This is a genomic window from Ralstonia sp. A12 (assembly GCF_000801955.1).
In the GTDB taxonomy this organism is placed as follows: domain Bacteria; phylum Pseudomonadota; class Gammaproteobacteria; order Burkholderiales; family Burkholderiaceae; genus Ralstonia.
The window spans coordinates 14,399-28,310 of the sequence record NZ_JSZO01000006.1 but is presented as its reverse complement, the minus strand read 5'-3'; the positions used below and the strand labels follow the sequence as shown (position 1 = coordinate 28,310).

General features: G+C 61.3%; 10 protein-coding genes and 2 tRNA genes. 10 read left to right on the top strand and 2 right to left on the bottom strand.

Annotation, left to right across the window (positions count from 1 at the left end; translation table 11 throughout):
* The first annotated feature begins 72 nt into the window (after positions 1-72).
* The 10 genes from PI87_RS09160 to PI87_RS09115 all read left to right on the top strand — a co-directional run bounded on the left by PI87_RS09160 (position 73) and on the right by PI87_RS09115 (position 12,452).
* Positions 73-1,233, top strand: coding sequence for an aromatic ring-hydroxylating oxygenase subunit alpha (locus tag PI87_RS09160; protein WP_039597413.1), 1,161 nt, complete (start codon positions 73-75; stop codon positions 1,231-1,233).
* A 76-nt stretch (positions 1,234-1,309) separates the two neighbouring features.
* Complete coding sequence (mnmC, locus tag PI87_RS09155; protein WP_039597412.1) at positions 1,310-3,328, top strand: bifunctional tRNA (5-methylaminomethyl-2-thiouridine)(34)-methyltransferase MnmD/FAD-dependent 5-carboxymethylaminomethyl-2-thiouridine(34) oxidoreductase MnmC; 2,019 nt, start codon at positions 1,310-1,312, stop codon at positions 3,326-3,328.
* A gap of 249 nt (positions 3,329-3,577) precedes the next feature.
* The gene (tig, locus tag PI87_RS09150) at positions 3,578-4,921 is read left to right on the top strand and encodes a trigger factor (RefSeq protein WP_039597411.1); all 1,344 of its coding nucleotides are present in this window, start codon (positions 3,578-3,580) and stop codon (positions 4,919-4,921) included.
* A 29-nt stretch (positions 4,922-4,950) separates the two neighbouring features.
* Positions 4,951-5,598, top strand: a complete 648-nt coding sequence (gene clpP / locus PI87_RS09145; protein ID WP_021194574.1) for an ATP-dependent Clp endopeptidase proteolytic subunit ClpP — start codon at positions 4,951-4,953, stop codon at positions 5,596-5,598.
* A gap of 176 nt (positions 5,599-5,774) precedes the next feature.
* The gene (gene clpX / locus PI87_RS09140) at positions 5,775-7,049 is read left to right on the top strand and encodes an ATP-dependent Clp protease ATP-binding subunit ClpX (RefSeq protein ID WP_039597410.1); all 1,275 of its coding nucleotides are present in this window, start codon (positions 5,775-5,777) and stop codon (positions 7,047-7,049) included.
* A gap of 169 nt (positions 7,050-7,218) precedes the next feature.
* Positions 7,219-9,639 carry an endopeptidase La gene (lon, locus tag PI87_RS09135; protein WP_039597409.1) on the top strand — a complete coding sequence of 807 codons (2,421 nt, stop codon included), beginning with the start codon at positions 7,219-7,221 and terminating at the stop codon, positions 9,637-9,639.
* A 170-nt stretch (positions 9,640-9,809) separates the two neighbouring features.
* Positions 9,810-10,082, top strand: coding sequence for an HU family DNA-binding protein (locus PI87_RS09130; protein ID WP_021194571.1), 273 nt, complete (start codon positions 9,810-9,812; stop codon positions 10,080-10,082).
* Between the two features lie 78 nt (positions 10,083-10,160).
* Positions 10,161-10,236: transfer RNA gene (locus tag PI87_RS09125), tRNA-Val, on the top strand.
* 45 nt (positions 10,237-10,281) lie between these two features.
* Positions 10,282-10,358: transfer RNA gene (locus PI87_RS09120), tRNA-Asp, on the top strand.
* A 156-nt stretch (positions 10,359-10,514) separates the two neighbouring features.
* The gene (locus PI87_RS09115) at positions 10,515-12,452 is read left to right on the top strand and encodes a SurA N-terminal domain-containing protein (protein ID WP_039597408.1); all 1,938 of its coding nucleotides are present in this window, start codon (positions 10,515-10,517) and stop codon (positions 12,450-12,452) included.
* 73 nt (positions 12,453-12,525) lie between these two features.
* On the opposite strand, the gene lepB is transcribed toward PI87_RS09115, so the two are convergent.
* On the bottom strand, positions 12,526-13,218 hold the full coding sequence (gene lepB, locus PI87_RS09110; RefSeq protein WP_039597407.1) for a signal peptidase I: 693 nt from the start codon (positions 13,216-13,218) through the stop codon (positions 12,526-12,528).
* A gap of 67 nt (positions 13,219-13,285) precedes the next feature.
* On the bottom strand, positions 13,286-13,894 hold the full coding sequence (locus PI87_RS09105) for an arylesterase (RefSeq protein ID WP_039597406.1): 609 nt from the start codon (positions 13,892-13,894) through the stop codon (positions 13,286-13,288).
* Positions 13,895-13,912: the final 18 nt, after the last annotated feature.

The following is a 13,912-nucleotide window of genomic DNA, read 5'->3' as shown; positions in this document are numbered from 1 at the left end:
CGATGCCTGATGGGGCGGACGCCGTTTCAGCGCGAATGCTGAATCACCCGCCACACCGTGTTGGAGACCCCGATGACTGATGTCGGACGCCTGGCTCACGTGATGCCGGCGCACACCCAATTGCCCGTCGCCGCGTACTTTGACGACGCCCTGTTCGCGTGCGAACTGGAAACCATCTTCAAGCAATCTGCCCGCTATGTCGGCAACGAGAAAGCCGTGCCGGAACAGGGCGACTGGCGCCGCCTTGCCCAGGAGGGTGGCGGTCGCGTGTTGATGCGCAACGCCGGAGGCGTCGAGTTGATGTCCAACGTCTGCCGCCATCGGCAGGCACTCATTCTTGGCGGCGAAACGGGCAACGTGACCGGCCCCGCCAACGCCACCGGCAACCTGCGCGCAGCGGGTGGCAACATCGTTTGCCCGCTGCATCGCTGGACATACACCGACCGCGGCGAGCTGATCGGCGCACCGCAGTTCACGAGCACCCCATGCAAGAACCTGCAGCGCTTCACGCTGCGCAACTGCCACGGCTTACTGTTCGAAGGCCCACGTGATCCCGCGCGCGACATGGCGCCGCTGTTCGCGCGCCCCGAGTTCGACTTCGGCGGCTACGTGCTCGACCACGTGGAGGTCCACCAGTGCAACTACAACTGGAAGACCTTCATCGAGGTCTACCTGGAGGACTATCACGTCGCACCATTCCACCCTGGCCTTGGCCACTTCGTCACGTGCGACAACCTCGAATGGGAGTTTGCCGACTGGTACAGCATGCAGCGTGTCGGCATCAATCAAGCGCTCAGCCAGCCGGGCTCGGATGTGTATGGCGCATGGCACGATCGGCTGCTCGACTACCGCTCCGGCACATCGCCTGATTTCGGCGCCATCTGGGTCACGTACTTCCCGACCCACATGATCGAGCTGTATCCGCACGTGCTGGTGCTCTCCACGCTGTATCCGAAGGGGCCGCAGGACACCGTCAACGTGGTCGAGTTCTACTATCCGGAAGAGATCGCCGCGTTCGAGCGCGAGTTCGTCGAGGCACAGCGCGCCGCCTACATGGAAACCTGCATCGAAGACGACGAGATCGGCGAGCGCATGGACGCCGGGCGCCGTGCGCTGATGGAGCGCGGCGTGTCGGAAACCGGCCCGTACCAATCGCCACTCGAAGACGGCATGCGGCATTTCCACGCGTGGTACCGCCGCGTGATGGGCACATTGCCCGTCGCCGACGTGTAGCTGCCGGCGCCTGCGCCAGATCAAGGTGCGCGGGGAGGGCGGCGGTACAATCCGCTGCTTCTTCCCAGGGTGTTTCATGCCACGCGGCCTCGTTCTCGCCACGCCTCAGCTCACGCCGGACGGTACGCCGTTCTCCGCGCAATACGACGACGTCTATCACAGCACGGAAGGCGGTCTCGCACAGGCGCAACACGTCTTCTTGGGTGGCAACGGGTTGCCCAGTGCGTGGCAAGGCAAAGACACCTTCACCATCGTCGAGACCGGCTTCGGTCAGGGCCTGAATTTTCTGGCGACGTGGGCAGCCTGGCGTGATGATCCGCAACGTTGCGCGCGGCTCGATTTCGTTTCCCTCGAAAAGCATCCGTTCGATCGCGCAGGCTTGTCCGTCGTGCATCCGAAAGACGGTGCGCTGGCACCATTGGCCGAAACGCTGCGCCAGTCGTGGCCGGTGCCGGTGCCCGGCGTGCATCGCCTCGTGTTGGATGAAGGCTGCGTCACGCTCACGCTGCTCTTTGGCGATGCGATGGAGGTACTGCCGCAACTGTCCTGCGCGGCGGACGCGTTCTATCTGGATGGTTTCTCGCCCGCCAAGAACCCAGACCTCTGGCAGCCACGCGTGTTCAAGCAACTCGCACGCGTCGCCCGCGCCGGCGCCACGTTGGCGACGTACACGGCAGCAGGCTTTGTGCGACGCGGTTTGCAGGAGGCTGGTTTCGACGCACGCAAGGCACCGGGCTTCGGTACCAAGCGCGACATGACGGTCGCGCAGTTTCCAACGCACTGGCGTACGCGGCGCGGCCCGGCTGAGGCGCCGGTCTGGTCTGAGCGCCATGCCATCGTCCTTGGCGCTGGGCTGGCGGGCTGTTCCGTTGCGGAACGGCTTGCCGCGCGGGGCTGGCGTATCACCCTTATTGATGCGAATGATGGCCCCGCGCGCGGCACATCCGCGCATCGTGCGGCGGCCATGCATCCGCATGTGTCCATTGATGACAGCGTGCTGTCGCGCCTGTCGCGTGCCGGCAATCTGCTCGCGCGCCGGCATTGGGATGCGCTCGACCGCGCCGGTTTTGTGACTGGCTTCCAGCCAACCGGCGTGCTTCAACTCGCTGAAAACGAGGACGATGCCGCCGAGCAGCAACGCGTCGTGCAGGCGCTCGGGTACCCCGCCAGCTACATCGATTGGTTGAGTGCCGACCAAGCCACCCAACGCGTCGGTGCGTGCGTGCCGCAAGGCGGGTGGTGGTTCGAGCAGGCCGGCTGGGTGGCGCCGCCCGATGTTTGCCGGGCCACCCTCGCCGCAGCCGCCAGCGCGATCGAGGCGCGTTGGAACACCCGTGTCGAATCGTTGCGTAAAGCGGACGGCCAATGGCAAGCGCTTGACGCTCAGGGGGGCGTGATTGCTGGCGCGCCGGTCGTCATCCTTGCCAACAGCTTGGATGCAGCCCGGCTGGCGCCACTAGCGTCTGCGTTGCTCAAACCAGTTCGCGGCCAACTGACAGATGTGCCCGTCGCCAGCCTTGAGCAGGATGTCGCCTGGCCCAAGACTGTGGTGTGCGGTGATGGCTACCTGCTCCCAGCCGCACCGGACGCACAGTCTGTGCGCATCGGCTCATCGTTCCAGCCAGGCGAATCCGATCTGGCCGAGCGCATCGACGATCACGCCGCCAACCTGGCGCGGCTGACGGGCATGCAGCCGCAGCAATCACGGGCGCTGTCGCAGTTGAGTCCATCGCAACTGCATGGGTATGTCGGGGTGCGGTGCGTGTCGGCCAATCGCTTGCCGCTGATCGGCGCGGTGGTCGATGAGGCGGCAGCCATGGCGCCGGGCTTCCGTCTACGTGGGCCGCATGCGGAACTTCCTCGTTTGCCCGGGCTGTATGCCGCACTTGCATATGGCTCGCGCGGCCTCACATGGTCGGTCTTGGGCGCGGAGCTGCTCGCCGCGCAGATCGATGGTGGTCCGTTGCCGCTGGAGGTCGATCTGGCAGCGGCGCTTGACCCGGGGCGCTTCGTCTTGCGCGCATTGCGGCATGGAGGCAAGCGAGAGCAGGGTGCCGGACTCCCTAAAACCGAGGCTGTCGATACGCAGGACTGACGCGCCGCTTGAAGGGTTTTGGGCGCGTTTCGACCCAAAAAATCAGGGCTGGCGAGCGTTCCATGCCATAATATGCGTTTTGCGTTTGCCAGCCCGAACGCGCCCGTTGTGCCGCAGAAGTGTTATTTATCTGAGCGGCCCTCGCGCCGCATTTGAGCCAAGCCCGGCAAGACCAAGAACTCTGAACCACGGCTGCTGCTGGCGCTGCGCCGTTCGACGCAACTTTCATCTGAATCTGGAATTACGACCATGTCGACTATCGAAAACCTCGGCAAGCTTGATCGCAAAGTGACCCTGGCTGTCCCGAAGGCCGAAGTGGAGCAAGAGAAGCAAAGCCGTCTGGCGCGTCTGTCCAAGACCGTCAAGATGTCTGGCTTCCGCCCGGGCAAGGTCCCGATGAAGATGGTCGAGAAGCAATACGGCCAACAAGTCGAATTCGAAGTGCGCTACGACAAGGCTGCACGCCAGTTCTTCGACATCACCAACGAGCAAGGCGTGAAGGTTGCCGGCCAACCGCGCTTCGAGCTGAAGACCGAAGGCGTGGCAGACGACCAAGTCGCATTTGACGCCACCTTCGAGGTGTATCCGGAAGTCAAGCTGGGCGATCTGGCCAGCGCGGAACTGACCCGCACCAAGACCGAGATCACCGACGCTGAAATCGACAAGACGCTGGACATCCTGCGCAAGCAACGCGTGCACTACCACACGCGCGGCGAAGCCGGCGAGCACGGTGACGGCGGCGCAGCTGTTGCACAAAATGGCGACCGCGTGACGGTCGACTTCGTCGGCACGATCGACGGCGTGGAATTCGCTGGTGGCAAGGCTGAAGGTTTCAGCTTCGTGCTGGGTGAGGGCCGCATGCTGCCCGAGTTCGAGCAAGCCACGCTGGGCCTGAAGCAAGGCGAATCGAAGGTGTTCCCGCTGGCCTTCCCTGAGGACTACCACGGTAAGGACGTGGCCGGTAAGACGGCTGAATTCACCGTTACGCTCAAGCAAGTCGAGTGGGCACACCTGCCGGAAGTCAACGAAGCCTTCGCGCAATCGCTGGGCATCGCCGACGGCAACCTCGACAAGATGCGCGCCGACATCCGCGAAAACCTCGAGCGTGAAGTCAAGCGCCGCACGCACGCGTTGCTCAAGGATCAAGTCATGGAAGCGCTGCTGAAGGTGGCAGAGCTGGACGTGCCGAAGTCGCTGGTCGAACAAGATCAAGAACGCCTGGTTGAAATGGCCCGTCGCGATCTGGAACAGCGCGGCATGCCAAACGCCAAGAACATGCCGATCCCGGCAGAGATGTTCACGCAACAAGCTGAGCGCCGCGTGAAGCTGGGTCTGGTGCTGGCGGAAGTCGTGAAGGCGCACAGCCTGGAAGCCAAGCCGGAGCAGATCAAGGCTGAGATCGAAGAGTTCGCCAAGAGCTACGAAGATCCGAAGGAAGTCATCCGCTGGTACTACGGTGACCAACAGCGCCTGGCCGAAATGGAAGCCTACGTGCTCGAAAACAACGTGGTAAATTTTGTGTGCGACAAGGCCAAGGTTACTGACAAGGCTGTGTCGTTCGAAGAGCTGACCGCCACCCCGGCGCAAGGCTGATTCGATCGATCCACGCACCGGAGAACCGCATGATCCGCAATGAACTGATCGACCAACTTGCCCGCACCCAGGCTTCCGCGCTCGAAACGCAGGGGCTCGGTCTGGTGCCGATGGTGGTCGAGCAGTCGGGCCGCGGCGAACGCGCCTACGACATCTACTCGCGCCTGCTTAAAGAGCGAGTGATCTTCATGGTGGGCGAGGTCAACGACCAGACTGCCAACCTCGTGGTGGCACAACTGTTGTTCTTGGAAAGTGAGAATCCGGACAAGGACATCTCGCTGTACATCAACTCGCCGGGGGGCTCTGTCTCGTCCGGTCTGGCGATGTACGACACGATGCAGTTCATCAAGCCGGATGTGTCGACGCTGTGCATGGGCATGGCAGCCAGCATGGGCGCGTTCCTGCTGGCAGCTGGTGCGAAGGGTAAGCGCTTGGCGCTGCCGAATTCGCGCATCATGATCCACCAACCGCTGGGCGGCGCGCGCGGCCAGGCCTCGGATATCGAGATCCAGGCTCGCGAAATCCTGTACCTGCGTGAGCGCCTGAATACGGTGCTTTCGGAGGCGACCGGTCAGCCGGTCGACAAGATCGCCCGCGACACGGATCGCGACAACTTCATGAGCAGCGAGCAGGCCAAGGAATATGGTCTGATCGACCAGGTCATCAGCAAGCGTTGAGTCGTGGACAAACGCGGCTCTCGGTGCGTCTTGCGGCACACCAGATAAGCCGCGCCGGCTGTATCAAGCGGTGTCAAAAACGAGGCTTCGCGCCTCGTTTTTGCTTTGTGCAACACCTGCGGGTCGTCGCCAGATAATTTGGCGTATGATGCTGCCAGGAACTACTGGTTATCGTTATGGCGGACAAGAAAGGCTCGACTGGCGAAAAGCTGCTGTACTGCTCGTTCTGCGGCAAGAGTCAGCATGAGGTCAAGAAACTGATTGCCGGCCCCTCGGTCTTCATCTGCGATGAATGTATCGACCTGTGCAATGAAATCATCCGGGACGAAGCCGCCATCTCCGAGAAGGAAGGTGGTCTTGCGGTCAAGTCCGATCTGCCCACGCCACATGAAATTCGTCAAAGCCTCGACCAATATGTGATTGGTCAGGAGCAGGCCAAGAAGATTCTGGCGGTCGCGGTCTACAACCATTACAAGCGTTTGAAGCACCTCGGCAAGAAAGATGATGTCGAGCTGTCCAAGAGCAACATTCTGCTCATCGGGCCGACTGGCTCGGGCAAGACCCTGCTTGCACAAACGCTGGCACGTTTGCTGAACGTGCCGTTCGTCATCGCCGATGCCACCACGCTGACCGAAGCCGGTTACGTAGGCGAGGATGTCGAAAACATCATCCAAAAGCTGCTGCAGAATTGCAATTACGAAGTGGACAAGGCGCAGCGCGGCATCGTCTACATCGACGAAATCGACAAGATTTCGCGCAAGTCAGACAACCCGTCCATCACCCGAGACGTTTCTGGGGAAGGTGTGCAGCAGGCACTGCTCAAGTTGGTCGAAGGGACCATGGCTTCGGTGCCGCCGCAAGGTGGCCGTAAACATCCGAATCAGGATTTCCTGCAGGTCGATACCACCAACATCCTGTTCATTTGCGGTGGCGCATTTGATGGTCTGGAAAAGATCATCCGGCAGCGCTCCGATAAGACCGGGATCGGTTTCGGCGCGGAAGTGCAGAGTAAGGAAGAGCGCGATGTCAACGAAGTGCTGCCGCAGGTAGAGCCGGAGGATCTGATCAAGTTCGGTCTAATTCCCGAGCTGATTGGCCGTCTGCCCGTGGTGGCAACGCTGGCCAAGCTCGATGAGGCCGCCTTGATGGAGATCTTGGTCGAGCCTAAGAATGCAATCGTCAAGCAGTACCAAAAACTGCTGGCTATGGAAGGGGTGGAGCTGGAAATCCGTCCGAGCGCGCTGACGGCAATCGCCCGCAAGGCGATCAAGCGCAAGACGGGGGCGCGCGGTCTGCGTTCCATCGTCGAGCACGCTTTGATGGATGTGATGTATGACCTCCCTAACCACAAGGGTGTGCAGAAGGTGGTGATCGATGAAAGTACGATCTCCGGTGACGGCAAGCCCTTGCTGATTTACGAAGAGCAACCCAAGGTTGCAGGTTCCAACTGACGCGAATGCCCGGCCGGGATGCGCCGTATGCGTCCCACGCAGGAAGCCGTTCGCATGCGAGCGGCTTTTTTGCTTCGGGAAACCGGGTCGGCACGCGACTTGCAGCGGCGGCCTTGTAAAACCGCCACTGCGCCCAATTTAGCCCTTACATGACTTTCTGGGGAAAATAATGTCCGGAACCCAACTTTTACCCGCTGAGCAGATTCGCCTGCCGCTGTTGCCGTTGCGCGACGTGGTGGTGTTTCCGCACATGGTGATTCCGCTGTTCGTGGGGCGCCCCAAGTCCATCAAGGCGCTGGAAGCCGCGATGGAAGCGGGCAAGAGCATCATGCTCGTGGCGCAAAAAACCGCCGCCAAGGATGAGCCGACCGACAAGGACCTCTACGAGGTCGGTTGTATCGCCAACATCCTGCAAATGCTGAAGCTGCCGGACGGCACCGTGAAGGTGCTGGTCGAGGGCACGCAACGCGCGAATATTCTGACCGTGACCGACGACGAATCGCACTTCTTCTGCGAGGCGGTGCCCGTCGGCCCGGAGCCGACTGAATCGGCTGAGACCGAGGCGCTGCGTCGCGCCATCGTGTCGCAGTTCGACCAGTACGTGAAGCTGAACAAGAAGATCCCGCCGGAGATCCTGACCTCGCTGTCGGGCATCGATGAGCCGGGTCGTCTGGCTGACACCATCGCCGCGCATCTGCCGATCAAGCTCGAGCAGAAGCAGAAGATTCTCGAGATGTTCAATGTGACTGAACGTCTGGAGAGCCTGCTGTCGCAGCTGGAAGGTGAGATCGACATCCTGCAGGTGGAAAAGCGCATCCGCGGCCGCGTTAAGCGCCAGATGGAGAAGAGCCAGCGCGAGTATTACCTGAACGAGCAGGTCAAGGCCATCCAGAAGGAATTGGGCGAAGGTGAAGAAGGTGCTGATCTTGAAGAGTTGGACAAGAAGATCAAAGCCGCTCGCATGCCCAAGGAAGCCAAGAAGAAGGCTGACTCCGAGTTCAAGAAGCTCAAGCTGATGTCGCCGATGTCGGCCGAGGCAACGGTCGTGCGCAACTACATTGACACGCTCGTAGGCCTGCCGTGGCGCAAGAAGAGCAAGGTCAACAATGACTTGTCGAACGCTGAACAGGTGCTGGACACCGACCACTATGGTCTGGAAAAGGTCAAGGAGCGCATTCTCGAGTACCTCGCGGTACAGCAGCGTGTCGACAAGCTGAAGGCGCCGATCCTGTGCCTCGTCGGGCCGCCGGGTGTGGGTAAGACTTCGCTTGGGCAGTCGGTGGCGCGTGCAACGAACCGCAAGTTCGTGCGCATGGCACTGGGTGGTGTGCGTGACGAGGCCGAGATCCGTGGTCACCGCCGTACCTATATCGGGTCGATGCCGGGCAAGATCCTGCAGAGCCTGACCAAGGTTGGCGTGCGCAACCCGCTGTTCTTGCTCGACGAGATCGACAAGATGGGCGCGGATTTCCGCGGTGACCCGTCGTCGGCGCTGCTCGAAGTGCTGGACCCGGAACAGAACCACACGTTCCAGGACCACTACATCGAAGTGGACTTTGACCTGTCGGACGTGATGTTCGTGGCGACGTCGAACTCGCTGAACATCCCGGCGCCGCTGCTGGACCGGATGGAAGTGATCCGCCTGTCGGGCTACACGGAAGATGAAAAGGTCAACATCGCCCGCCGCTACCTGCTGCCCAAGCAGGTCAAGAACAATGGTCTGAAGGAAGGCGAGATCGAGGTGGCTGAAGGCGCGCTGCGCGACATCATCCGCTACTACACGCGGGAAGCCGGTGTGCGTTCGCTGGAGCGCGAGGTCTCGAAGATCTGCCGTAAGGTCGTCAAGCAACTGCTGCTGAAGAAGGAAGCCAGCACGTCCGTGAAGGTGGATTCGGACAACCTGGACAAATTCCTCGGCGTGCGTCGATTCGACTTTGGTCTCGCCGGCAAGGAAGACCAGGTTGGTCAAGTCACAGGTCTGGCGTGGACGGAAGTGGGCGGCGATCTGCTGACCATCGAAGCCGCGCTGATGCCGGGCAAGGGCAATATCACCCGCACCGGTTCGCTGGGCGACGTGATGAAGGAATCGGTCGAGGCTGCACGTTCGGTGGTGCGTTCGCGCTCCGCACGTCTGGGTATCAAGGATGAGATGTTCGAGAAGCGTGACATTCACATCCACGTGCCTGAAGGCGCAACGCCCAAGGACGGTCCGTCGGCGGGTATTGCGATGACGACGGCGCTGGTGTCGGTGCTGACCGGTATTCCGGTGCGTGCTGATGTGGCGATGACCGGTGAGATCACGCTGCGCGGTGAAGTGCTGCCGATTGGTGGGCTGAAGGAAAAGTTGCTGGCCGCGCACCGTGGTGGCATCAAGCTGGTGCTGATCCCGGAAGAGAACGTCAAGGATCTGACGGACATTCCGGACAACGTGAAGAACAGCATCGAGATCCAGCCGGTGCGCTGGATCGACAAGGTGTTGGAACTCGCGCTGGTGCGCAAGCCCGAACCGCTGCCGGAAGAGGAAGCCAAGCCGGCGCCCGAAGCCACCAAGACTGACGACGGCAAGGCGCAGGAGATGGTGCATCACTGATGCCTCAGCTTGCCTGAGTTGAAGAAGGGCCCGACATTGTTCGGGCTCTTTTTCTTTGGATTGCGTGCGATGCAGTCGGCGTGTTTGGCGTTGGGCTCTTCGCCTTGACACGTCGATTGGCGGCCACTTTAATAAATCCACACTAAGCGGGTGTTCGGGGAGGTGGCGCGATGAACAAGACGGATCTCATCGACCATGTGGCGGCACAGACCGACATGTCAAAAGCTGCAGCCGGGCGCGCCATCGACGCGCTGATCGGCGGCATCAAAGATGCGCTGTGCGACGGCGGATCGGTTACGCTGGTCGGCTTCGGCACGTTCCTGGTCGGCAAGCGATCTTCGCGCAACGGGCGCAATCCACGCACCGGAGCCACCATCACAATCGAGGGTGGCAAGGTTGCGAAATTCAAACCTGGCAAAGCGCTGAAAGATGCGCTAAACTAGCGGGCTTTGGTGCTCACAACATTCGGGTGACAACGAATGTGAGTGCCGGACAGTCCGGCTTGTGCCGGTATTGCGGACGGGTGCTTAGCTCAGTTGGTAGAGCAGCGCCCTTACAAGGCGCGGGTCGGGAGTTCGAGCCTCTCAGCACCCACCATCGTTCGCAGTGCCGCTTCGCGCATCGTGCAGTCCGACCCAATCTGGAGCGGTAGTTCAGTCGGTTAGAATACCGGCCTGTCACGCCGGGGGTCGCGGGTTCGAGTCCCGTCCGCTCCGCCAGAACACAGCAAAGGCCCGACTTGTTCGGGCCTTTGTCTTTTCTGCGGCGGCAGTGTTGCAGGCGCATGTCTGAACACTGTGCTGCGAATGTCCGGAATGTTGGCGGCACCTGATAGAATCGCCGGATTTCCCATCTTCTATTCACCCCGGTCCAGCATGCTTGAATTCGTACGTACGCATCGGCGCTTGATGTTTCTGGTGCTGCTGATTCTGGTGTTCCCATCGTTCGTGTTTTTTGGCGTGCAAAGCTATTCGAGCTTCATGGACAGCTCGCACGATGCAGCCAAGGTAGACGGCAAGGTCATTACGACTGCAGAGGTCGACAACCGCGTGCGCGAGCAGACCGACCGTTTGCGCCAGATGCTGGGCGCGCAGTACGACCCACGTCAGTTCGAAGGCCCACAGATGCGTCGCGATGTGCTGGACGGCATCATTCAGCAGCGCGTGCTTTCCAATGAAGTCGCGCATGCCAACCTGAACGTCTCGAACGAGAAGATCCGCGACACCATTTTGCAGATCCCGGCCGTAGCCGCACTGCGCAAGCCGGATGGCTCGTTCGACGAGCAAGCCTACGTGCAACTGCTGGCTGCGCAGAACATGACGCCTGAGCAGTTGGAAGGCAACCTGCGCTTTGAGCTTGCGCAGCAGCAGCTTCCGCAGTCGATCGTGTCGACGGCCTTTGTGCCGAAGTCGCTGGTGGACCACCTGATCCAGGTGCGTGACCAACAGCGCGAAGTGCAGGCCCTGTTGTTCAAGCCGGCCGACTACGCTGCCAAGGTCAACGTCGACGACAAGGCCATCCAGGCTTATTACGACGCGCATCAGCAAGAGTTTTCGGTGCCGGAGCAAGTCAAGGCCGAGTACGTGGTGTTCTCGGGCGAAGACATGATGAAGCAGATTCCGGTTACGCCTGAGCAGATCAAGGAGTACTACGATCAGAACGCCGCGCGCTTCAAGACGCAGGAAGAACGCCGCGCTGCGCACATCCTGATCAAGCTGCCGGACAACGCTAAGGCTGCTGATAAGGATGCTGCCAAGAAGAAGGCAGAGGAAGTCCTGGCCGAAGTGCGCAAGAACCCCGCGAGCTTCGCTGAACTGGCCAAGAAGTACTCGGGCGATCCGGGCTCGGCCGCACAAGGCGGTGAGTTGGGCTTCCTGGGTAAAGGCGCGACCGTCCCGCCGTTCGAGAACGCGCTGTTTGCGCTCAAGCAGCCGGGTGACATCAGCGACGTGGTGCAGAGCGATTTCGGTTTCCACATCATCAAGCTTGAGGAAGTGAAGGGTGGCGGTGTGCAGCCGCTGGAAGCCGTCAAGCCGGAGCTGGAGCGCGAAGTGCGTACGCAACTGGCCAACAAGAAGTACACCGAGTTGGCCGACGCGTTTTCCAATGCAGTCGAAGACCAGTCCGACAGCCTGAAGCCGGTGGCCGACAAGCTCAAGCTGCAAGTGCAAACGGCCGACAACGTGACCCGCACACCGACCCCGGCGCTGGCGAGCAGCCCGATCGGCAATGAAAAGGTGCTCAAGGCACTGTTTGCCGACGACGTCATCAAGAACCATCGCAACACGGCAGCCATCCAGGTTGGCCCGACCACGCTCGTGGCAGCGCGTGCGGCTGAGTATCGTCCGGCGACGGTCAAGAAGCTGGCTGATGTGCGTGAGCAGGTCAAGGCCAAGGTAATTGCTGAACAAGCGGCTGCGCTGGCCAAGAAGGCTGGTGAAGAGAAGCTGGCTGCTGTCAAACAGAGCAACAGCGCCGACGGTTTCAGCGCCGCGCAGACTGTGTCGCGTCAGCAGGCTCAGGGCACGCCGCCGACAGCACTCACGGCCATCCTGCGTGCTGATGCCACTACGCTGCCGACCACCATTGGTGTCGATCTGGGTGCGCAGGGCTATGCGCTGTATCGCATCAACAAGGTGCTGCCGCCGGCCAATGTGGATGAAGCTCGCCGTGCCGCTGATGCGCAGCAACTGGCGCAAGCTGCTGGTCAGGCTGACTTCAACGCCTACTACGAGGCATTGAAGGCCCGTGCGAAGGTGAAGATCAACAGCGGTGTGGTCGACGCTGCCAAGCCATCCAGCTCAGATGAATAAGCTCGGCGCATCATCGCAAGCCTGACAAAAAAAGCCCCTCAATGAGGGGCTTTTTCTTTGCCGGCCAGGCAACTCAGTCGAGCGGCTTGCCGATGCGCGCCAGGCGCGGCATATACCAGCGCTCGGGATCGAACGACAGCGCGACATGCGAGGCACGAGCGATGAGGTTCTTGCGTGAGACCAGGCCAAAGTAACGCGAGTCATGGCTGTTGTCGCGGTTGTCGCCGAGCATCAGGTAGTGATCCGCCGGCACTGTGATGGGGCCGAAGCTGCGCAACGCTGCCACACCGGGCAGAACCATCACAGCGTGCTCGCGCCCAGGAAGGGTCTCGGACCAAAGCTCGTGCGGCAGTGCTGCGGTGGATTGCGGCAAAGCGCCGGGTGCGATGTCTGGCAACGGTGTATAGGCGATGCGCTGGTGGTTGATGAACAGCGCTTCGCCGCGCATCTCGATGACATCACCAGGCAGGCCGATCAGGCGCTTGACCAGTTTCGTGCCATCTTCCGGTGAGGAGAACACAACGACATCGCCGCGCTTGGGTTCGTCGCCGCGCTTGAGCCAGACGGTGGTGGCCGGTACGCGCACGCCGTAGGCCAGCCGGTTCATGAGGATGTAGTCACCTTCGATGAGTGTCGGATTCATCGATCCGCTGGGCACGACAGCCCAGTCGGCAATACAGGCGCGGAATGCGAATAGCAACGACATGCCGACCAGGAACCGCTTGTTGTCCCGAGCTGTGCGCAATGCGCTTCTCAGAAGCTTCATGGTGTTTCCCCCGTGCGAGATGCGGCCCGGTGCGCTTAACTATTCTGCGAGCTGACGTGGCGGGCCGTTACCCTCCGACCCGCGCCTTCAGCAGTGGTTCCAGCTTGGGCCAGACGTTGTCGAGCATCGTCGGTTGGGCTGCCGCGATCGGGTGAATGCGGTCTTCCTGAAACCAATCGGGGCGCTGCGCCACGCCTTCCAGCAGGAAGGGAACGAGCGGCAGCTTGTACTGCTGCGCCAGCTTGCCGTACATGGCGAAGAACCGGTCGCTGTAATCAGGCCCATAGTTGGGTGGGATACGCATGCCGACCAGCAGCACCTTCGCGCCCGAGGCTTGCGACGCATCGATCATCGCCTTCAGGTTGGCCTCGCTGGAGGCAAGCGACAAGCCGCGCAGGGCGTCGTTGCCACCAAGCTCAACGATCACAACGGAAGGCTTCTCACGCGCCAGCACAGCGGGCAGGCGCGAACGGCCGCCGGCCGTGGTGTCGCCGCTGATGCTTGCGTTGGCGACGCTATAATCGGGCTTCCGCTCTTTGAGTCGCTTGTCGAGCAGCGCAACCCAGCCGGTGCCTTGCGCCAGGCCATATCCCGCAGACAGGCTGTCGCCTAGCACGACCACGCGATGCGCTGCAGGCGCGCCTTGCGCTGCTGCCATCTGTGAGAGCGGAAGCATGCCAAACACTGCGCAACC